The organism is Haliea alexandrii (assembly GCF_003719295.1).
In the GTDB taxonomy this organism is placed as follows: Bacteria; Pseudomonadota; Gammaproteobacteria; order Pseudomonadales; family Halieaceae; genus Haliea; species Haliea alexandrii.
In genome coordinates this window covers 94,777-113,465 of record NZ_RFLW01000003.1, presented here as the reverse complement: position 1 = coordinate 113,465, position 18,689 = coordinate 94,777, and the positions used below count along the sequence as shown (strand labels likewise).

Here is an 18,689-nt window from a genome sequence, read left to right as displayed (position 1 = left end):
ATGAGCGAACAGGACGAACAGGGCGCGGGCGAACCGTCAGGTGAGGCACTGCAACAGCTCTCGCCGGGCGGAGCCGGAGGCACGGGCGGCGAGATCAACTTTGATCTGCTGCTCGACGTACCGGTGACGCTGTCGGTGGAAATAGGGCGCACGCGGATGTCCATCAAGGACCTGCTGGCGTTGAACCAGGGGGCGCTGGTGGAACTGGACCGCGAGGTCAATGCACCACTGGACCTGATGGTAAACGGCACACTGATCGCGCGTGGCGAGGTGGTAGAACTCGAAGGACGCTTCGGCCTGCGCCTGATTGACGTGGTCAGCCCCTCTGAACGATTGAAGAAAGTCCGGTGAAAAGTCCGGAACTGTTCAGCGCAGGTTATCTGGTGCAGGTGCTCGGCTCACTGCTGTTGGTGTTTTGCTGCATCCTCGGCATGCTTTACCTGATGCGCCGCTTCAGCCGCGGCGGCAGCGGTAACAACGCGCGGCTGGCGGTGCTGGCCAGCGCCAGTGTGGGCAGCCGCGAGCGTGTGGTGCTGTTGCGCGCCGGCGAGGAACAGATTCTGCTCGGGGTCGCCCCCGGCAGTGTGAGAACACTGCATGTATTTGCAGAGCCGGTGATCGTCGAAGCCGCCAGCACCCCCCAGCGCCCCGACTTCGCCACCATCCTCAATAGCGTCAACCCGCTCGGGCCACGCAAATGAGCGCGCCGCTGCGTGCCGCTTGCGCGGCGCTGGCCGTGTTGCTGGGCGTGCTGTTGCTGCCAGGCCTGGCGCAGGCCCAGGCGAGCATTCCGCTGGTGTCGGTCAACCCCACGCCGGGGGGTGGCAGCAACTACTCCATGAACATCCAGATCCTGCTGCTGATGACGGTGCTCACGCTGTTGCCGGCGGCGCTGATCACCATGACGTCTTTCACCCGGATTCTCATCGTGCTGGCCATTCTGCGTCAGGCGCTGGGCACGGCACAAACACCGTCCAACCAGATCATTCTCGGCCTCGCCCTGTTTCTCAGCCTGTTCATCATGGCGCCGGTATTCGATGTGGCCTACCAGAATGCCCTGTTGCCCTACATGAACGAGACCATCGACTTCGATCAGGCGCTGGCGGCGGCGCGGGGCCCGTTTCGCGAGTTCATGTTCGGCCAGACGCGTGAAAACGATCTGATGCTGTTTGCCGAGTTGGGGGGCTATGGGCCCTTCCAGACGCCGGAGGAAGTGCCGATGGTGGTGTTGTTGCCCTCGTTTCTCACCAGCGAACTGAAAACCGCCTTCCAGATCGGGTTTCTGCTGTTTGTGCCGTTTTTGATCATCGACCTGGTGGTGGCCTCCGTGCTGATGTCGATGGGTATGATGATGCTGTCGCCGATGCTGGTATCGCTGCCTTTTAAACTCATGCTGTTTGTGCTGATCGACGGCTGGACGCTGGTGGCGTCCACCCTGGTCAACAGCTTCGTGGTGTAGGAGGCGCTGTGTCCCCGGAAACAGTCCTGGATGTCGGCATGGATGCGTTGTGGCTGGCGGTGTTGTTGGCGGCGCCGCTGCTGTTGTCTGCCCTCGCGGTGGGCCTGTTGATTGGTATTTTCCAGGCGGCGACGCAAATTCAGGAAATGACCCTGAGCTTCATTCCCAAACTGATCGCGCTGGTGGTGGCGCTGTTTGTCGCCGGCCCCTGGATGCTGCAGGTGGCGATCACCTTTACCCAGCGTCTCTACACCGAGATTCCGGGGATGCTGGGATGAGTGGCCTGCCGCTCGATATCGATCAGGTACTGGCCGCCATGCAGCTCTACTACTGGCCGTTCCTGCGCGTGTCAGCACTGATGCTGGTGGCCCCCATATTCAGCGCGGCCAATGTCACCGTGCGCGTGCGCGTACTGCTGGCGGTTTTGATCGCCGCGCTGGTGGCACCGCTGATGCCGGTGGCGCCCGTGGCCGACCCGCTCAGCGGCGAGGGTATTCTGCTCGCCGCGCGGGAGGTGGCGATCGGTGCCGCCATGGGTTTCGTGATGCAAATGGTATTTGCGTCGGTGGTGGTAGCGGGGGAGACCCTGGCCATGAGCATGGGCCTGGGCTTTGCCATGTCGGTGGATCCGCAGAACGGTGTGCAGGTGCCGGTGGTCAGCCAGTTCAATACCATCCTCTCCATTCTGCTGTTCCTGGCGATCGACGGTCACCTGCTGTTGCTCTCGGCCTTCGGTGACAGTCTGGTGCTGCTGCCGCCGGGGCAGCCCGGGTTTGACCCGGGCACCTTTGCCAACCTGGCGGGGCTGGGTGGCGGTATTTTCGCCAGTGCCCTGGTGCTCGCGCTGCCGGCGCTGACCGCCGTGCTGATGACCAACATCGCGCTGGGCGTGATCACGCGCGCTGCGCCGCAGCTGAATATTTTCGCGGTGGGCTTCCCGGTGACCATTCTGGTCGGTTTCGTGTTCCTGTTGCTCGGTATGCCCGCGTTCATTGCGGCCATGCGCCGTTTTCTGGAAGCCGGCATTGAACAGACACTGATGGTGTTCTGATGGCAGACGAGCAGCAGTCCGGGCAGGAACGTACAGAAGAACCCACCGAGCGCCGCAAACAGGAAGCGCGGCGCAAGGGCCAGGTGCCGCGTTCCAAGGAGCTCAACACTACTGTTACGCTGCTCGCGGCTGCTGCGAGCCTGCTGACCCTCGGCCCGGCCATGGTGGACGGCATGTTCCAGTTGGCGTCGGAGGCGTTCTCGGCGGACCGGGAGCTGGTGTTCAATGCGGTGCATCTGCCGGTGCACTTCATGCACATGATGTCCTCGGCGCTGGTGTTGCTGGCACCTTTCCTGCTGGTGTCGCTGGTGGCTGCCTTTGCCGGGCCCCTGCTGATGGGGGGCTGGGCATTCTCCGCTGAGTCGATGAGTTTCAGCTTCGACAAGATCAACCCGGTGAAAGGGCTGGCGCGGGTGTTCTCGCTCAAGGGCCTGCTGGAACTGGCCAAGGCGCTGCTCAAGTTCCTGCTCATCCTGGCGGTGACCTTCGCCCTGTTCGGCCTGCTGCAGCGGGACATCCTGCAGCTCAGCAGCCTGGCGCCCGGTGCTGCCAGCCAGTCGACGGCTGCCCTGCTGGCCTGGAGCCTGTTGTTGCTCAGCGCTTCCATGGCGCTGATTGCGCTGTTTGACGTGCCCTTCGAGCTTTGGGACTTCCACCGCAAATTGCGCATGACGCGGCAGGAAGTACGCGACGAAATGAAAGAGACCGATGGCCGCCCCGAGATCAAGCAGCGCATCCGCACGTTGCAGCGGGAGGTCGCCCAACGGCGCATGATGTCGGATGTGCCCACGGCCGATGTGGTCATCACCAACCCCACCCATTACGCCGTCGCCATTGCCTACAGTGCCGAGGGCAGCGGCGCGCCGCGGGTGGTGGCCAAGGGGCGCGACCTGATCGCGCTGCACATTCGCAGCGTGGCCGGTGCGCACCAGGTGCCCATGTACGAAGCACCCCTGCTGGCGCGGGCACTGTATGCCTCCACGGACATCGGGGCGGAAATCCCCCGCGGGCTTTATCTGGCGGTGGCGCGCGTGCTGGCCTACCTGTTCCAGTTGCGTCGCGCGGGCCCCACCGATTACGTACCACGCCCCACGGCACTGGAAATTCCGCCGGAATATGAAGACCTGATGAACGAGGATGCCACCGATGGCGAATGAGAACGCCGCCGCAGTAGCGCCGGGCGCTCCGGGATTGTCCTGGCAGACTGTGCTGACCGGTGCCGGCACGCCGATCGTGCTGATGCTGATGCTGGTGATGATTGTATTGCCGCTGGCACCGCTGGTACTCGACCTGTTGTTCACCTTCAATATCGCTCTGGCAATTATTGTGCTGATGGCCGCGGTGTATTCCTCGCGACCGCTGGATTTCGCCTCTTTCCCCACGGTGCTGTTGATTGCAACCCTGTTGCGGTTGGGCCTGAACGTGGCATCCACCCGGGTGGTCCTGCTCGAGGGACACACCGGTACCGCCGCTGCGGGACGGGTGATCGAAGCCTTTGGTGAATTCGTGGTGGGCGGCAGTTACGCGGTGGGTCTGGTGCTGTTTACCATTCTCGTGGTCATCAACTTCGTGGTGGTGACCAAGGGTGCAGGGCGCATTTCAGAAGTCACCGCGCGCTTTACCCTGGACGCCATGCCCGGCAAGCAGATGGCGATTGATGCTGACCTGAATGCCGGCCTGATCAGTCAGGACGAGGCCCTGCGCCGTCGCGAGGAAGTGTCGCAGGAGGCTGATTTCTACGGGGCCATGGACGGTGCCAGCAAGTTCGTGCGCGGCGATGCCATCGCCGGCATTCTCATTCTGCTGATCAACGTGCTTGGCGGCATCACCATCGGCATGCTGCAGCACAACCTGAGCGCCACGGATGCGGCGCAGAACTATACCCTGCTGACTATTGGCGATGGCTTGGTGGCACAAATTCCCTCCATGCTGCTCTCCACGGCGGCGGCGATCATCGTCACCCGCGTGTCCAGCGCCCAGGACATGGGGGCCGAGGTGACACTGCAGCTCACCTCCAACCCGCGCATTCTGTTTGTGGCCGCGGGTATTATCGGCCTCATCGGTTTCGTGCCGGGCATGCCCGGCGTGGTTTTCGTGCCGATCGCCGCGTTGCTGGGGGTCATGGGCTACCTGCGCTGGCAGTCACAGCAGGTGGGCGCGGTGGAGCCGGAGCCGGTGCGGCCCGAGCGCAGCCCGGAAAATACCGAACTGAGCTGGGATGACGTGGCCGAGGTGGATGAAATCGGCCTGGAGGTGGGCTACCGGCTGATTTCCCTGGTTGATCGCAACCAGGGTGGTGATTTGCTCAGTCGCATCAAGGGCGTGCGCAAGAAGCTGTCTCAGGAGCTGGGTTTCCTGGTGCATTCCGTCCACATACGCGACAACCTCGACCTCTCCCCCAATGCCTACCGCATCAGCCTGCACGATGTGGTGGTCGGCGAGGGCGAAGTGTTTCCCGGCCGTGAACTGGCGATCAACCCGGGGCAGACCTTTGGCGACCTCGAGGGTGTGGCGACGCGTGACCCGACATTCGGCCTGGATGCCGTGTGGATCGATCCGGGCCAGCGCGGCGACGCCCAGACCAAGGGCTATACCGTGGTGGACAGCAGCACCGTTATCGCCACCCACCTGAGCCAGCTGCTGAAGAACCACGCACGTGAACTGATCGGCCAGGACGGCGTGCAGCAGCTGCTGGACAAACTCGCGCGCTCCTCGCCCAAGCTGGTGGAAAACCTGGTACCCAGTGCCATGTCGCTGGGCGATGTGACGCGGGTATTGCAGAACCTGCTGGAGGAGGGGATTCCGGTGCGCGATATGCGCACAATCGCCGAAGCTTTGGCGGATCAGTCGGGCAAGGGTCAGGATTCTGACGCTTTGACCGCCAAAGTCCGCATTGCCCTGGGGGCCTCCATCTTCCAGAACATCAATGGCACCGCGGATGAGATGTCGGTGATGGCGTTGGACTCGAAACTGGAACAGATCTTGCTGGGTTCAATCCATCAAGGGGCGGGCGGGCTTGAACCGTCACTGCTGGACAGTGTGATTCGCCAGGTGCTGGAGGCCTCTGCGAAGCTGGAGGCCGAGGGCAAGAATCCCGTGCTGCTGGTGGCGGGCAATATCCGCCTGTTTCTGTCGCGACTGCTGCGCGGACGCATGGCGAATTTCTACATACTGGCCTACGACGAGATACCGTCGACCAAGACGATCAAGGTGGTTGCCACCATCGGCGGTAGTGCCGGTGCCCTACAGGGAGCGAAGTGATGAACATACGACGATTCAATGCCCGGGACAGCCGCAGCGCGTTGGCGCTGGTGCGCGAAGCGCTCGGCGCGGAGGCCGTTATCCTGAGCAACCGTCGCGTTGCCGATGGTGTTGAAGTGGTCGCGGCCTGCAACCTGGAAGCGGTGGAACAGGCCGCGGCCGTGAGCGAACAGCCCGCCGCGGTGGTGGCGCCACCGGTAGAGAACGAACTCGGCATGCTGCAGCTGCAGAACGAGCTGGCCAACCTGCGCTCCCTGCTGGAAACCGAGCTGCAGCAGCGCAACTGGCGCGACAGCGCCGCCAAGGCACCGATTCGCGCCACGCTCAATCAGCGGCTGGCGCGCATGGGTTTCTCCCGCGCGCTCAGCGAGGGCATTACCGATGCCCTGCCGGCCAGCGGTGGGCTGGAGGCGCTCTGGCAGCGCACTCTGGCCGCACTCGAGGCGCGCCTGCTCACCCTGCCGGATGGCTTGCCCGGCGGCACCCGGGTGGTAGCCTGCGTGGGCACCACCGGCGTGGGGAAAACCTCCACCATCGCCAAGCTGGCGGGCCGCGCTGCGCTCAGTCACGGCCGCGAGCAGGTGGGCCTGATTACCATGGACCAGTATCGGATAGGCGGCCAAGAGCAGCTGGCAACCTTCGCGACACTGCTGGATGTGCCGCTGCAGAGCGTTAGCGACGGCCCCGAGCTGTATGCCGCGCTGCGCGACTTCCGCAATCGTCGCCACATTTTTGTCGACACCGCCGGCATGGGCCAGCGCGACCCCCGCCTGCTGAAGCAGATTGAGCTGCTGCGTGACAGCCCCGTCCCGGTGACGGTGCTGGGCGTGCTGTCAGCCTCTGTCGGTGTGGCGCCCACACGCGAGCTGGTGCATTCACTTGGAAGGCAGGGCTTGAGCGGTGCTATCATCACCAAGCTGGACGAGGCAGCGGGTGTGGGTGGTACTCTGGATACCCTGATTCGCGCGCAGTTGCCGGTAGCGTATACCAGCAGCGGGCAACGCGTGCCGGATGACCTGCAGCCAGCCAGGGCTGGAGAGCTGATCGCGCTGGCAGCAGATTGGCTGCGACAGCGGCGGCGAGCGGATGCGGTGCCGTCCTCACGGGCTGGCATGACAGCCATGGCAAGTTGAATGAACAACAGGAAAACCTGACATGGGCGAACAGGCCCCCACGAACGTTATTGCAGTAACCAGTGGTAAAGGGGGGGTGGGCAAGACCAACGTCTCCGTGAACCTTGCTGCAGCGCTCGCCCGGCAGGGACAGTCAGTCCTGTTATTCGACGCCGACCTGAGCCTGGCCAATGTCGATGTTGCGCTGGGCCTGCGCCCCAAGTGGGACATCAGCCATGTGCTGTCCGGCGAGAAAACGCTGCAGGAAATTCTTCTCCCCGGGCCCGGCGGCATTACCGTGGTGCCCGCGAGCTCCGGCGTGGCGCGCATGGCCAACCTGGCCCCAGCCGAGCAGGCGGGGCTGGTGCAGGCCTTCAGTGAGCTGGAACAACCGGTGGATACACTGATCGTGGACACCGGCGCCGGCATCGACCCCACCGTGCTGACCTTCACCAGCGCCTGTCAGCGCGTGATTGTGGTGGTGTGCGACGAACCCACCTCGCTGACCGACGCCTACGCCCTGATCAAGGTGCTCAACCGCGATTGCGGCGTCAAGCGCTTCGACATCCTGGCCAACATGATGGACTCCGAATGGCAGGGCCGGCAGTTGCTGGCCAAGCTGTGCAATGCCACCGATACCTACCTTGACGTGAATGTGCGCTGGCTGGGCAGCGTGCCGCGCGATGATTTTCTGCGCAAGGCGGTACAGGCGCAGCGCGCGGTGGTGCTGGAGTACCCGCGCTCGTCTTCGGCGCGTGCCCTGCTGGAGATTGCCGCGCGCATCAGCGCGGAGCCGCCGCAGCCCATGGGTGGCGGGATGGCATTCTTCATTGAGCGTATGCTTGCCGCCAGGGGAAAAACAGGCTGACGCCGGCTCATGGATCGCACAGCCGCCTATCAACACGTAGCGCAGACCGGTGTCGATGCGCTTGTGCGCGAGTACCTGCCGCTGGTCAAGCAGATTGCCCTGCGCCTGGCGGCAAAACTCCCTGCCAGTATTGAGCTGGACGACCTGATGCAGGCGGGGTTGATCGGCCTGCTGCAGGCGCGTGAACAGCACGACCCGGAACAGGGGGCGAGTTTTGCCACTTACGCCGGCATACGCATCAAGGGTGCCATGCTCGATGAGTTACGCGGCAGCGACTGGCTGCCACGCAGTGTGCAGAGCAACCTGAGCCGGGTGGCGCAGGCCATCAACAGCGCGAGCCTGCGTGAAGGCAGGCCGGCCCGGGAGGCGGAAATCGCCGCGGAATTGTCCCTGTCGCTGGCCGAGTACCAGAGCCTGGCGGGGGAGCTGGCCTGTGCCCGCATGTGCCAGCTGGACGACGATGTCGCCCTGTGCGCCGGCGATGAACAGGTCGACCCCCTGCGCCAGGTGGGCGAGGCGGGTTTTCATGAGGCCTTGCAGCAGGCGGTGGCGCAACTTCCGGAAAAAGAACAACTGATGATGTCGCTGTATTATGGCGATGGCTTGAACCTGAAGGAAATCGGCCTCGTGCTCGGTGTTTCCGAGTCGCGGGTATCACAGTTGCACGGTCAGGCGGTAGCCCGCCTGCGTGTAACGCTGGAAGCGTGGAAAGAGTGAGGAGAAGCTAGTGGCTGGGAAGCCCGGTTCGCGCGTGTCCTTCGACATGCTTACCCTGCTGGGTGTTACCCTGGCGGTGGGCGTGATCGTGGTCGGCAACATGCTGGAGGGCGGCGAGGTTGGCGCCCTCATGCAGCTGACGGCGTTTATGATTGTCGCGGGGGGCACCTTGGGTGCGGTTATGGTGCAAACACCCCTGGCCGACTTCGCGCTGGCCTTGCAGCGCCTGCGCTGGATTGTATTTCCGCCGAAGTTCCCGCGCGAGGCGCTGATGGAGGAGGTGCTGGGCTGGAGCCGTACCGCGCGCCGCGACGGCCTGCTGGCGCTGGAAAAGCTCACTGCCGGTGGTACCGACGCTTTCGTCAACAAGGGCCTGGGTCTGTTGGTGGACGGCTTTGATCCGGACGTGATTCGCGGGGTGCTTGAGGTACAGGTGGACAACGCCCACGTGCGCGAGGCCCGTGCGGCGCGTGTATACGAAGCCATGGGCGGCTACTCGCCAACAATCGGTATTCTCGGCGCCGTGCTCGGTCTTATCCACGTCATGCAGAACCTGTCAGACCCGGAAGAGCTGGGTGCGGGCATTGCGGTCGCTTTTGTCGCCACTATCTACGGGGTGGGTTTTGCCAACCTGTTTTTCCTGCCGATTGCCAACAAACTGAAATCGATTGCAGCGGAGCAGCTGCAGTACCAGGAGATGGTGATCGACGGTATCGTCATGATTGCCGATGGCGACAACCCGCGCGCGATCAGCAGCAAGCTTGAAGGGTATTTGCAATAGCTTATGCGCCGCCGTCGTCCGCCCGAGATATCCGATAGCCAGGACCGCTGGCTGGTGTCGTATGCGGACTTCATCACCTTGCTGTTCGCGTTTTTCGTGGTGATGTACTCCCTGTCCACCGCCAATGAGGGCAGCTACCGGGTATTGTCCGACTCGATTGTCACGGCGTTTGGTGCCCCCCAGCGCTCATTGGACCCGATCCAGGTCGGCGAGCTGGTGCGCAGCTCGGTGCCGGCGGAACAGGTAGCGGCGAACCTGGCGCAGAACTCCATTTCCGTACCGCTGCGCGTGCCTTCCGGCACGGATGAGGCAGAGCAGGGCGGCGCCGACCTGAATGCCCTGGCGGGCACCCTGAGCGGCGAGGTGGAAAGCGAAGTTGCCTCCCAGCAAGTGCGTGTGGCCGTCGACGATGCCTGGGTGGAGCTGGAAATCGATTCAACGTTGCTGTTTCCCAGCGGTAGTGGCGTACTGTTGGCGCGTGCAGTGCCTGTGCTGAGCCGCATTGCCGGCGTACTGGCTCCCATTCCCAACCGCGTGCGCGTGGAGGGCTATACCGACAACGTGCCCATCCGCAATGACTTGTTTCCCTCGAACTGGGAGTTGTCTGCGGCGCGGGCGTCCTCGGTGGTGCGCCTGTTCGAAAGCAGCGGCATTGATCCCGCGCGCCTCTCTGCGGTAGCCTTTGGGGAGCAAAACCCGTCGGCCAGCAATGAAACAGAAGCCGGAAGAGCCGAAAACCGGCGCGTGGTATTGGTGGTGCTGGCGTTGAACACAGGCGTTAACGACGAGCGAACGCAGGCCCGCTAGCCCGGGACTGCCGCCCGAGCGAGGTCCCATGGTAGAGCCGGTGGACGACCGGGGGCTTACCCCCCTCACGCGGATACGCCCGGTCAAGCGTGACGACAAGCCACGCAAGCAACCCGCGCAACCCGCTGAAGAGGATGAGGCGCCAGCCGCACCAAAAACCGCCTCACGCGAGAAGCGTCTCGGCGGGAATATCGATGAGCGCGCCTAGTCAGTGATTATCGGCCAGTAACATGCCCTGCTTCTGCACCACGTGGCGGATGAGTTCTTCCTGCTGGTCGGTGTCCTCGCGAAATTCTACCCGCGTCCAATAGCCCTGGCCATTGGCAACTGGCTGCGGCGTCGCCACAACCTTTCCCAACAGATGCAGGGGGGCGTGTGATGGCAGCAGGCGGATATCGATCGTCACTGCCGTATTCTCCGGCAGCAGCTCGCGCGCTTCAAAGGCAATACCCGTGCCGCTCAAGTTGACACGCATATGCTGGTAGGACACCGGCCCCGTGCCGCTTTCTGCCTCCCCGGCCAGTGAGCCCAGAACAGACATCTTGCGATTGAGCAGGCCCAGCGCCCGGGCAACGTCCGGGTCGGTCGACCACACGCGATTGATAGTCTGGTTCAGCTCGCGGTCGATCTCGGCGAGTATGGCGCCTGCGGCGAGCTCCACTCCAACCCCCCGCGAATCTTCGTCCTCGCTGCCGGCGTCTACGCGGTAGTGCAGCAGGATTTCATCGTTTATCCGGTAGTACTTTCTGCGCTCAACGCTGGGTGTGGTCATGGTGTGTGGGTCCGCATGCAATAGTGATCCGGCTCAGCGCCCGGTGCCAGCGCCGAGAATATCGAGAATTTCCGGGTTGCCTTCGAGGATGCTGTCCAGGCCGGTCTCCGACGCGCTTTCAGCCCCCTGGCGGATAACCAGTTCCACGCGGCGGTTGAGTGCGCGCCCGGCGGGGTTGTCATTGAAGGTAAAGGGCCGCGTATCTGCGTAGCCGACCACCACAATACGCTCGTCCGAGAGCACGCCACCTTCCAGCAATTCATGGGTGACCGACAGCGCGCGGGTAGCTGACAGCTCCCAGTTGGAGCGGAACTGACCGCCGCTGATGGGCACGTCATCGGTGTGCCCCTCCACGGAAATCTTGCCGGGAATGGTCGCCAGCGCATCCCGCAGCCGCACCATGACCGGCAGGAAATCCTGGTTCAGTACGGCTGAGCCGGAGGGGAAGGAACCGTTTTCCCGAATGCGTACCACAATAGAGCGCTGGTTGGTTTCGATATCCACCTTGCCGGTATTGAGCTCTTCCTGCAGTATCTCGCGCAACTCGTCTGCGTCCTGTTGCGTCTCCAGCAGCAGGGATTCGATTTCCTGCTGCACGATCTCCCGCGCCTCCTCGTCGCTGAGTTCACGCGGCGGAGCGTCGGGGTTGCCCACTTCCAGGGAAGGCCTGGTGGTGTCTGCCGTGACCTGCTGGATGGTATCCACAGGGCTCGGGTCCGGTTTGCCGGGGCTGAACTCCTGGGCGATGATGCTGGTGCCTTTCGGGATGTCCTCCACCTTCACCTGTTGTTGCACACCGAAGGCGTTTTTCATCGAGCCGGCAATCTGTTTGTACTTCTGTACGTCCATCTCGGAGAACGACAGCAGCAGGACAAAGAAGCACATCAACAGGGACATGAGGTCGGCGAAGGTTGCCATCCACATGGGTGCGCCCGGCTTGGACTCTTCTTCTTCCTCGAAGTCGATCATGCCGCCTCGGCTTCCTTGTTGCGCTCCTTGGGCTCGAGGTAGGCTTTCAGCATGGATTCGATGATGCGCGGGTTCTGGCCTTCCTGAATGGCGAGCACGCCATCAATGCACATGGCCTTGATGCGTCCTTCCTGGGCCTTGCGCAGATCCAGTTTGTCGGCAATGGGAATGGCAACCATGTTGGCGAGCACCGCGCCGTAGAGGGTGGTGAGCAGGGCTACGGCCATGGCGGGGCCGATGGCCTTGGGGTCATCCATGGCGGAGAGCATTTGCACCAGGCCGATGAGTGTGCCGATCATACCCATCGCCGGGGCGACATCGCCGGTGGCGGAGAACACCTTGGAGCCCCATTTATGGCGATCGATGGTTTGCTGTAGATCTTTGCTCATCACAGCACTCACCACATCACGGTTATTGCCATCTATCAACATGCGCACGCCGTCGCGCAGGAATTCGTTGTTGATCTCTGCATTCTCCAGCGCCAGCATGCCCTCCTTGCGGGCGATCGTGGCCAGCTCAACCACTTGTGTGATGAGGTCTTCGGGTTCGTCCAGCTTGAACATGAAGGCGCGCGCTGCCACCTTGAAGGCGCCGAAGAACTGACCGAGAGTGAACTTCATCATCACCACGAGTGCGGTGCCACCGAGGACGATGAGGATGGAGGGAATGTTCATGAAGATGATCGGAGAGCCGCCGGTGATGATGGCCGCCATCACCACACCCATGGCGCCCACCAGTCCAAGCAGTGTTGCCAGATCCATAAAGCCGTATCTCCGAGGTCTTCAGGAGGCTAACCGCCTCAATGCTGTTTGTAACGTCAAGCTTGCAATGTGACAGGAGTATACAGACAACCTTCGTCGTACGTCAGCACCCTGCGATGCGGGCGGGTCGGCTTTCATGCTACATTCGGCGAATTCTTTACGGTAAGGCGATGTCGTGGAAGAAATCCAGCTGGCCCTGACCGCCGCGCGCACCGACCAGAAAAATTTTGGCCTGTGGCTGAAGAACTGGCAGGTGGGACAAACTCTCTCGGCGCTGGTTTCCGGGCAGCGTCCCACGGGAGAGTTGGTGCTGCGGGTCGGTGGACTGCAAATCACCGCAACAGCGGATATTCCAGTGCAACAGGGTGCGCGCCTGCTGCTTGAGGTGCGCCAGCTGCAGCCGCAGGCCGTGTTGCGTATTATCGGCAACCCCGGCAGCGCTGCGGCGGCGGAGCCCGGTGGCAATGTGCGCCTGCTGGGTGCGGCAGCGCCGGGGGTAGAGACGGTGAACGCTCTGGCGCGGGTGATCAGCCTGCTACAGCCTGCCGAAGGCGCCGTGCGTACCCTGCCTGCGGAGAGCCTGGCACTGGTGCGACAGGTGTTGCGAGGGGTGAGCAGTGCAAGCCAGTTGGTGAGCCCTGCCGGTGTGCGCGCTGCCGTTGCCACCTCTGGCACCTTCAGCGAGGTGCAGCTGATGCACACCGCGAGCAAACCTCCCGGCGCCGCACCGCCCCCCGCCGATATGAAAACCAGCCTTGCCCGCGTGCTGGCGCAGGTGGATGCACGTCTCGAACAGGTCAACGCCATTCCCACGCGCGCCGCGGATGCCGCCGCGCTGCTCGGGCTGCGCCAGGAGCTTGAAACCGCACTCACCGCCATCACCACGAATCAACTGGCGTCGTTGCCAGCCGACACAGGCAGCGCACGCAGCTGGGTGTTTAGCCTGCCTTTCCTGTGGCAGGATGAACCCAGGCAGCTGCAATTGCGGCTGGAGCGGGAGCCGCAGCAGGGCGAAGAGGCAGAGGGGCAGGAGCGCTGGCGGCTGCAGTTGAGTCTCGATTTACCGCGGCTTGGTGCGCTGGCGGTGGAGGCGCGGCTGGCACAGGGGCAGTTGGCGGTGGAGGTAATCAGTGAGCAGCCAGCGGTGCGTAGCCTGGTGCAGGCGAGCGGTGGACTGCTCGAGAAAGCGTTGGCGAACCGGGGGCTGACGCTCGCCGGGTTGGTCAGCCGCGCACCGAGCACAGTATCCGATGTATCCGATGCGCCGTCCTCTGCTCTGGACGTCCGCGCATGAGCAATACACGCGACAAGCTGCCACCGGAGCGCGCCGCCGCCTTGCGCTACACCGGCATCGGCGCGCCGACCGTTGTCGCGAGCGGCGAGGGCGTGGTCGCGGAGCGCATTCGCGCCCTGGCCACGGAGCACGATATTCCGTTTTACGAAAATCAGAAGCTGGTTGAGTTGCTCTGTCAGATACCACTAGGTGACGAAATACCAGAAAGCCTTTATATTGCAGTCGCTGAAATTCTCGCTTTTGTTTATTATCTGGACGTATCGCTCGACGAAAGCGCATAACGAGAAACGCCCGAACGGATACAAATATGCAGCGCACAGAAGCTCTCACACGTCTTACACTTCGCCTGGCTCGCATGGCCGAGGGCAACAGCGACACGATTGACGAAGCTCTGGCGCGGATCAGACGCCTGATTCACGACAATGCCGACGGGCGCGAGCTGGCTGCTGCGTCTGACCAGCTGGCCAAGGTGGTAATGGCGGTTACCGGCGACTCGCCTGATAACGGTGGCACCTTGCCGGCCTCACACGATCTCTCCGGTCTGTCCTCTATTATCAAGGCCATGCCGCTGCGCACAGAGGATCATCAACGGATGACCGATCTGGTGCGCAGGATCTCCGGCGAGACATCGCAGGGCGCGCGTCAGCATGCACTGGGCGAACTGCTGGCCTCCGCCACCGAAGCATTGAAAGAAGTGGCGGCACGGCAATCACGTTCCCAGGGCGGTGTGCGCGGCCTGTTCAAACGCCGCGCCAGTGACAGTGCCGATTACGATCATTTCCTCGAGTTGTTCACCAATCTTGTGCACCGGCTGGTGGATCACATCGACGTCATCAACGGCTCCCAGGTGCGCAGCAAGGCCCTGCGCGATGCGCTGCCGGATATCACGGTGGTGGATCAGGCACAGGCGCTGATGCGCGAAGTCACTCGCGAAATGGACAGTATCGACAGCCGCATTCGCCAGGAGCGCCTGCAAACCAGCGACTTTCTTGACACGTTGCGCGAGCGTCTCGGTGGCTTCGAAGAGCTGGTGGTTGACGTCACCCGCGGTGGTGAGCGCTCCGTGGAGCGGTCCGAATCGCTGCAAACGCAAGTTGCGGCCGACGTCGATGTGCTGGGCACAGCCAGCCGCAGTGGCGACCTGGAAACCATGCGCAAGGCCTTCGAGGAGACGCTGCAGAATATTTCGCAGCACATGGCGGAGCACGTGGAAGCGGAGCGCCAGCAGCACAGGGATGCGCAGGAAAAAGTCGATGCGCTGTCCGAGCAGCTGACACGGCTGGAAACCGAGGCCGAAGTGCTGCGCACGGAGATCCGCAACAAAACCGATCTGGCGATAAAGGATCAACTCACGGGTGTATACAATCGCAACGGCTTTGACGAGCGCGCGGCCGAATTGTTCGCGCGCTGGGAGCGCAATGCGGCGAAGCTCTCCATCGTGTTCGTCGACTGCAACAAGTTCAAACACATCAACGATACTTACGGCCACGCCGCGGGTGACCTCGTGTTGGTCAAGGTCGCGGACATATTGCAGTCCCGTGCTCGTGTGACCGATGTGGTGTGCCGATTTGGCGGTGACGAGTTCGTGATTCTTCTGCCGGATACGGGTATTGATGGCGCCGAGACCTACGCTGTCAGCGCATTCAATGAGGTGCTCGATGCCGGCTTCAATGACAACGGCAAACCACTGGATGTGTCGATTTCACTGGGTATCACCGCGATCAAGGAAGGTGACACGCTGGAAATCGCCTTGGCGCGCGCCGATGAAGCCATGTATGAAGCCAAGGGCAAAGAGGGCGTGCGCGTTGCCAGGAAGCCGTGAGCGCCTGATGGCCCAAACCACGCCGCCATGCGCTCCCGCTAGCGCTGCGGGGTGACGTAGTTCACCGCTCCCGCGGACCAGTGCTGCAATTATCGGGGTTCGGCAATGAACACAGGAATCCTGCGATCGGTCTTGGCCTGATAGTCGTCATAGGGCGGATAGGCGGCAACGCTGGCCGCCCACAACCGGGCGCGCTCATCCTCGTCGGTTACCTCCCGCACACGCATGTCGAACACCTCGGTTTTATCGCGTATCTGCACGTTGGGGTTGGCTCTCAAATTGGCCACCCAGGCCGGGTTCTGCGGTTGACCGCCCATAGAACCGATGAGCACATAGTTGCCATTCACGGCTACGCGCATCAGCGGAATCTTGCGAATACCGCCGCTCTTTTGCCCGGTGTGGGTGACGATGATGCAGGGCATCCCGGTGTCGAGCAGTGTGGTGCCCTCTGTGCCACCACTGCCTTCGTACAGCTCCACGTGTTCGCGCACCCAGTCGAGTTTTGGCGGGATATATTCTTGCATGTGCAACACTCCTGAAAGAGACTGTCCAACGTGGCTTCACAATACAGGTAAACCCCCAGGCGGTAAAAGCCACGCCTGGGCAGCGCATACAGGGAGCAGTCATGCAGGAAACCAAGAGAATCGCTCTGTTGATCGACTGCGACAATGTCAGTCATACCGCGATTGAGGGTGTACTGCAGGAGCTGGCAAAACACGGTACGGTGAATGTGCGCCATGCGCACGGCAACTGGAACAGTCCGTCGTTGTCGGGTTGGGCAGAGAAACTGCACCCACACGCCATTCGCCCCATGCAGCAATTTGCCTATACCAAAGGCAAAAACGCGACCGACTCTGCGATGATTATCGATGCCATGGACCTGCTCTACAGTGGCAATGTGAATGCCTTCGCCCTGATGACCAGCGACAGTGACTTTACGCCCCTCGTCCTGAGAATTCTCGAAAATGGTTTCCCCGTGTATGGTTTCGGTGAGAGGAAGACACCGATGCCTTTTGTGGACTCCTGTTCGCCTTTTATCTATATCGAGAACCTGCTCGCCGCTGGCGACGACAAGACCGAAAGCGACAAGGTTCCCGCGCGCAAGGGCAGGGCGCAACTGCGGCAGGACACCGCATTGGTGAAGCTACTCAGAACCGCGGTGGAGCAAGCCTCTGACGATGATGGATGGGCCAATATGGGCATGGTGGCCAGCTATATCTCGAACAACAACAGCTCGTTTTCCTCCATCAACTACGGCTATAAGAAGATCAGCGACCTGATCCGCACCACGGAGTTGTTTCAGATAGAAATGCGGAACGGGACGGCGATGTATATTCGCGATCCGAAGGGGTGAGCCGGCCGGTGCGCCAATGCAATACACCAGCTGCCCAGTTTTATACGGGGTAAGCCATGGACGCAAAGTTCATAGTAGCGCTGGTCGTGGTTATTGCCGTCGCTGCGCATGTGGTGTTGTACCGCTGGGTGAAGTTCAAGATTCAGGAGGGGGTTATTCTGCAGTTTCTGCGCGATGCACGTGACGAGGGTGCGCCCGCGCATCATCACGCGGCCGCGATTGCCGCCCACACGCAGTTATCTGCGGAGCGGGTGGCCGCAGTCTGCGCGCGGAGCAAGGAAGTTATGGCTGACCCGCAGGCGGAGCACAGCTGGCGCGCTCGCTAGGTTACGTTGGGAGCGGCCTTACGCCAGGCGAGGTTCATTGGGGTGCCACCAGGCTTCATTCAGAACAGCTTCGACTTGCAGCTCTGGCGGAATGTGCTCGCGTCCGATGACCGCATCGGCCGACTGGTGTGCGTGGTAGATTCGCGCCTCCTGATAGCTCAGCGGAATACCGGTCGGCCGGGTGGGGTCCAGGGCCTCCTGTATTGCCTCCGACATCTCGATGTCCTCACGCAGCACGAGGCTGGGTTGCGCACCCGATTCTTCTGTCCACATGTCAGGCCCGCTCTCAGAGCTTGAGCCCCAATCCGGTGCCATGGTCCAGGTTTCGACAATGCACCGGTCAGGTCCGTCCGGCCAAAACTGGATGGGTGGAATCACAAACTGATTCAGTGGCATCACGAGGTTGGGAAACACGCTATAGGATTGTGTACACGTCCTGGCGATCTCTCCTGCACTGTTAATCTCCGGCCATCTGGATTGCCATGCGGGGTTTGCGTGTCCCGCCGGAATCGGCGCGACCATCCTGCTGTGCCCTCCCGGGTAGAAAGTATTCACGTTGCGCCTGGAATCGAGCACTGGTGCAACCGTCCGGCCGTGAATGCTGGGTACATGGTAGACCTCCAGATTGGCCTCCATGGCAATTTTCCAGTTGCAGCGCACGGTGAAGCGGTCTCTTCGGGACAAGCGGCAGTTTTCCAGGTCAAACTCAGCCCATTCGTCCACGAGTGCACCGAGGCACTCCCGCAGGCTTGGGGCGTGCAGGTCGAAGTTCACGAAAATGAGTTTGCCCAGGCGCTCACAGCGCAAACGCTGCAAACCGCGGGCCTTCATATCGAGATCGCGAAAATCGCGGGCATCGCGCACTGCCAGCAGCTGCCCGTCATGGGCATAACTCCAGCCGTGATAGGGGCAGGTAAAACGCTTCTTCCTGCCCTTGTTCGCCATGGCAACCGGTGCACCCCGATGGCTACAGCGGTTGAGCAGGGCATTCACGCTGCCATCTTCTGTATGCACCAGCACGACCGGCAGTCCCGCCATGTCCCAGCGCTGGAAGTCGCCGGGTTCAGGAATCTCGTCCAGGTGACCGGCCAGCAGCCAGGTCTTGCGGAACACGATCTGTCGCTCGAGGTTGTAGAAGTCCAGGTCGGTATATCGTGCAGAGGGTATTGGCGGCAGGGTTGGAAAGTTCGCCGGGGGCTCCTCCCGCGATGCCTCGTAATCCATCAACTGGTGTAGATGCTGAGTATCAATGGGCATTTGCCGCCTCCTGCTGCGCACAATGCCTACAGGATGTCTGTCTCGAGCACTAAACCTCTGCTCCGTTGACGCTCAAGG

General features: G+C 62.1%; 23 protein-coding genes. 18 read left to right on the top strand and 5 right to left on the bottom strand.

The annotated features are described in order from the left end of the window. From fliN to EGJ68_RS18155, 13 genes are read left to right on the top strand one after another with little or no spacing between them, the layout of a single operon-like run. Positions 1-351 carry a flagellar motor switch protein FliN gene (gene fliN, locus EGJ68_RS12915; RefSeq protein ID WP_123034989.1) on the top strand — a complete coding sequence of 117 codons (351 nt, stop codon included), beginning with the start codon at positions 1-3 and terminating at the stop codon, positions 349-351. Continuing rightward, positions 348-701 carry a flagellar biosynthetic protein FliO gene (fliO, locus tag EGJ68_RS12910; protein ID WP_123034988.1) on the top strand — a complete coding sequence of 118 codons (354 nt, stop codon included), beginning with the start codon at positions 348-350 and terminating at the stop codon, positions 699-701. Before fliN ends, fliO begins: the two co-directional genes overlap by 4 nt. Continuing rightward, positions 698-1,459: a flagellar type III secretion system pore protein FliP gene (gene fliP / locus EGJ68_RS12905; protein ID WP_123034987.1), complete on the top strand. Its 762-nt coding sequence runs from the start codon at positions 698-700 to the stop codon at positions 1,457-1,459. Before fliO ends, fliP begins: the two co-directional genes overlap by 4 nt. 8 nt (positions 1,460-1,467) lie before the next feature. Beyond that, positions 1,468-1,737, top strand: coding sequence for a flagellar biosynthesis protein FliQ (fliQ, locus tag EGJ68_RS12900; RefSeq protein WP_027948782.1), 270 nt, complete (start codon positions 1,468-1,470; stop codon positions 1,735-1,737). After that, entirely contained in the window at positions 1,734-2,510 is a 777-nt protein-coding gene (gene fliR / locus EGJ68_RS12895; protein ID WP_123034986.1) for a flagellar biosynthetic protein FliR, read from the top strand. The genes fliQ and fliR overlap by 4 nt, the downstream gene beginning before the upstream one ends. Beyond that, a complete protein-coding gene (gene flhB, locus EGJ68_RS12890; protein WP_123034985.1) occupies positions 2,510-3,667 on the top strand; it encodes a flagellar biosynthesis protein FlhB in 1,158 nt (385 codons plus the stop codon). Before fliR ends, flhB begins: the two co-directional genes overlap by 1 nt. Then, complete coding sequence (gene flhA / locus EGJ68_RS12885; protein ID WP_123034984.1) at positions 3,657-5,771, top strand: flagellar biosynthesis protein FlhA; 2,115 nt, start codon at positions 3,657-3,659, stop codon at positions 5,769-5,771. Before flhB ends, flhA begins: the two co-directional genes overlap by 11 nt. After that, positions 5,771-6,904 (top strand): flagellar biosynthesis protein FlhF, encoded by a 1,134-nt coding sequence (gene flhF, locus EGJ68_RS12880; protein WP_123034983.1) that lies wholly within the window; start codon positions 5,771-5,773, stop codon positions 6,902-6,904. Before flhA ends, flhF begins: the two co-directional genes overlap by 1 nt. A 22-nt stretch (positions 6,905-6,926) precedes the next feature. Then, positions 6,927-7,751 carry a MinD/ParA family protein gene (locus EGJ68_RS12875; protein ID WP_123034982.1) on the top strand — a complete coding sequence of 275 codons (825 nt, stop codon included), beginning with the start codon at positions 6,927-6,929 and terminating at the stop codon, positions 7,749-7,751. Between the two features lie 9 nt (positions 7,752-7,760). Beyond that, positions 7,761-8,468, top strand: a complete 708-nt coding sequence (locus tag EGJ68_RS12870; protein ID WP_123034981.1) for an RNA polymerase sigma factor FliA — start codon at positions 7,761-7,763, stop codon at positions 8,466-8,468. 46 nt (positions 8,469-8,514) lie between these two features. Beyond that, positions 8,515-9,249, top strand: coding sequence for a flagellar motor protein (locus EGJ68_RS12865; protein ID WP_035526387.1), 735 nt, complete (start codon positions 8,515-8,517; stop codon positions 9,247-9,249). A 3-nt stretch (positions 9,250-9,252) separates the two neighbouring features. Next, positions 9,253-10,056, top strand: coding sequence for a flagellar motor protein MotD (gene motD, locus EGJ68_RS12860; RefSeq protein WP_123034980.1), 804 nt, complete (start codon positions 9,253-9,255; stop codon positions 10,054-10,056). A gap of 28 nt (positions 10,057-10,084) precedes the next feature. Then, positions 10,085-10,264 (top strand): hypothetical protein, encoded by a 180-nt coding sequence (locus EGJ68_RS18155; RefSeq protein WP_158283652.1) that lies wholly within the window; start codon positions 10,085-10,087, stop codon positions 10,262-10,264. Here the strand turns inward: EGJ68_RS18155 and EGJ68_RS12855 are convergent, their stop codons facing one another. From EGJ68_RS12855 to pomA, 3 genes are read right to left on the bottom strand one after another with little or no spacing between them, the layout of a single operon-like run. Continuing rightward, complete coding sequence (locus tag EGJ68_RS12855) at positions 10,265-10,828, bottom strand: PilZ domain-containing protein (RefSeq protein ID WP_123034979.1); 564 nt, start codon at positions 10,826-10,828, stop codon at positions 10,265-10,267. 33 nt (positions 10,829-10,861) lie between these two features. Further along, positions 10,862-11,797: a flagellar motor protein MotB gene (locus tag EGJ68_RS12850; RefSeq protein WP_123034978.1), complete on the bottom strand. Its 936-nt coding sequence runs from the start codon at positions 11,795-11,797 to the stop codon at positions 10,862-10,864. Beyond that, on the bottom strand, positions 11,794-12,558 hold the full coding sequence (gene pomA, locus EGJ68_RS12845; protein ID WP_123034977.1) for a flagellar motor protein PomA: 765 nt from the start codon (positions 12,556-12,558) through the stop codon (positions 11,794-11,796). The genes EGJ68_RS12850 and pomA overlap by 4 nt, the downstream gene beginning before the upstream one ends. A gap of 175 nt (positions 12,559-12,733) precedes the next feature. On the opposite strand from pomA, the gene fliK reads away from it, so the two are divergent. Genes fliK through EGJ68_RS12830 form a run of 3 tightly spaced genes read left to right on the top strand, consistent with a single transcriptional unit; the run spans position 12,734 to position 15,674 of the window. Continuing rightward, a complete protein-coding gene (fliK, locus tag EGJ68_RS12840) occupies positions 12,734-13,852 on the top strand; it encodes a flagellar hook-length control protein FliK (protein WP_123034976.1) in 1,119 nt (372 codons plus the stop codon). Beyond that, positions 13,849-14,133 (top strand): EscU/YscU/HrcU family type III secretion system export apparatus switch protein, encoded by a 285-nt coding sequence (locus EGJ68_RS12835; RefSeq protein WP_123034975.1) that lies wholly within the window; start codon positions 13,849-13,851, stop codon positions 14,131-14,133. The genes fliK and EGJ68_RS12835 overlap by 4 nt, the downstream gene beginning before the upstream one ends. Positions 14,134-14,159: 26 nt before the next feature. After that, positions 14,160-15,674, top strand: coding sequence for a GGDEF domain-containing protein (locus EGJ68_RS12830; protein ID WP_123034974.1), 1,515 nt, complete (start codon positions 14,160-14,162; stop codon positions 15,672-15,674). A gap of 89 nt (positions 15,675-15,763) precedes the next feature. Here EGJ68_RS12830 and EGJ68_RS12825 read toward each other — a convergent pair whose 3' ends face one another. Beyond that, positions 15,764-16,198: a nitroreductase family deazaflavin-dependent oxidoreductase gene (locus tag EGJ68_RS12825; protein ID WP_123034973.1), complete on the bottom strand. Its 435-nt coding sequence runs from the start codon at positions 16,196-16,198 to the stop codon at positions 15,764-15,766. A 101-nt stretch (positions 16,199-16,299) separates the two neighbouring features. Between EGJ68_RS12825 and EGJ68_RS12820 the strand changes: the two genes are divergently transcribed. Together EGJ68_RS12820 and EGJ68_RS12815 are read left to right on the top strand one after the other, a co-directional pair. Next, the gene (locus EGJ68_RS12820; RefSeq protein WP_123034972.1) at positions 16,300-17,028 is read left to right on the top strand and encodes an NYN domain-containing protein; all 729 of its coding nucleotides are present in this window, start codon (positions 16,300-16,302) and stop codon (positions 17,026-17,028) included. Positions 17,029-17,084: 56 nt separating this feature from the next. Then, positions 17,085-17,354: a hypothetical protein gene (locus EGJ68_RS12815; RefSeq protein ID WP_123034971.1), complete on the top strand. Its 270-nt coding sequence runs from the start codon at positions 17,085-17,087 to the stop codon at positions 17,352-17,354. Between the two features lie 18 nt (positions 17,355-17,372). Here EGJ68_RS12815 and EGJ68_RS12810 read toward each other — a convergent pair whose 3' ends face one another. After that, the gene (locus tag EGJ68_RS12810; protein ID WP_123034970.1) at positions 17,373-18,611 is read right to left on the bottom strand and encodes an aromatic ring-hydroxylating oxygenase subunit alpha; all 1,239 of its coding nucleotides are present in this window, start codon (positions 18,609-18,611) and stop codon (positions 17,373-17,375) included. Positions 18,612-18,689 lie beyond the last annotated feature (78 nt).

What these genes read in the sequence shown, in the direction of transcription:
- fliN (WP_123034989.1), top strand. Translation starts at nt 1, where the DNA reads ATGAGCGAACAGGACGAACAGGGCGCGGGCGAACCGTCAGGTGAGGCA.
- fliP (WP_123034987.1), top strand. Translation starts at nt 698, where the DNA reads ATGAGCGCGCCGCTGCGTGCCGCTTGCGCGGCGCTGGCCGTGTTGCTG.
- fliR (WP_123034986.1), top strand. Translation starts at nt 1,734, where the DNA reads ATGAGTGGCCTGCCGCTCGATATCGATCAGGTACTGGCCGCCATGCAG.
- flhB (WP_123034985.1), top strand. Translation starts at nt 2,510, where the DNA reads ATGGCAGACGAGCAGCAGTCCGGGCAGGAACGTACAGAAGAACCCACC.
- flhA (WP_123034984.1), top strand. Translation starts at nt 3,657, where the DNA reads ATGGCGAATGAGAACGCCGCCGCAGTAGCGCCGGGCGCTCCGGGATTG.
- flhF (WP_123034983.1), top strand. Translation starts at nt 5,771, where the DNA reads ATGAACATACGACGATTCAATGCCCGGGACAGCCGCAGCGCGTTGGCG.
- EGJ68_RS12875 (WP_123034982.1), top strand. Translation starts at nt 6,927, where the DNA reads ATGGGCGAACAGGCCCCCACGAACGTTATTGCAGTAACCAGTGGTAAA.
- EGJ68_RS12870 (WP_123034981.1), top strand. Translation starts at nt 7,761, where the DNA reads ATGGATCGCACAGCCGCCTATCAACACGTAGCGCAGACCGGTGTCGAT.
- EGJ68_RS12865 (WP_035526387.1), top strand. Translation starts at nt 8,515, where the DNA reads ATGCTTACCCTGCTGGGTGTTACCCTGGCGGTGGGCGTGATCGTGGTC.
- motD (WP_123034980.1), top strand. Translation starts at nt 9,253, where the DNA reads ATGCGCCGCCGTCGTCCGCCCGAGATATCCGATAGCCAGGACCGCTGG.
- EGJ68_RS18155 (WP_158283652.1), top strand. Translation starts at nt 10,085, where the DNA reads ATGGTAGAGCCGGTGGACGACCGGGGGCTTACCCCCCTCACGCGGATA.
- EGJ68_RS12855 (WP_123034979.1), bottom strand. Translation starts at nt 10,828, where the DNA reads ATGACCACACCCAGCGTTGAGCGCAGAAAGTACTACCGGATAAACGAT.
- EGJ68_RS12850 (WP_123034978.1), bottom strand. Translation starts at nt 11,797, where the DNA reads ATGATCGACTTCGAGGAAGAAGAAGAGTCCAAGCCGGGCGCACCCATG.
- pomA (WP_123034977.1), bottom strand. Translation starts at nt 12,558, where the DNA reads ATGGATCTGGCAACACTGCTTGGACTGGTGGGCGCCATGGGTGTGGTG.
- EGJ68_RS12835 (WP_123034975.1), top strand. Translation starts at nt 13,849, where the DNA reads ATGAGCAATACACGCGACAAGCTGCCACCGGAGCGCGCCGCCGCCTTG.
- EGJ68_RS12830 (WP_123034974.1), top strand. Translation starts at nt 14,160, where the DNA reads ATGCAGCGCACAGAAGCTCTCACACGTCTTACACTTCGCCTGGCTCGC.
- EGJ68_RS12825 (WP_123034973.1), bottom strand. Translation starts at nt 16,198, where the DNA reads ATGCAAGAATATATCCCGCCAAAACTCGACTGGGTGCGCGAACACGTG.
- EGJ68_RS12820 (WP_123034972.1), top strand. Translation starts at nt 16,300, where the DNA reads ATGCAGGAAACCAAGAGAATCGCTCTGTTGATCGACTGCGACAATGTC.
- EGJ68_RS12815 (WP_123034971.1), top strand. Translation starts at nt 17,085, where the DNA reads ATGGACGCAAAGTTCATAGTAGCGCTGGTCGTGGTTATTGCCGTCGCT.
- EGJ68_RS12810 (WP_123034970.1), bottom strand. Translation starts at nt 18,611, where the DNA reads ATGCCCATTGATACTCAGCATCTACACCAGTTGATGGATTACGAGGCA.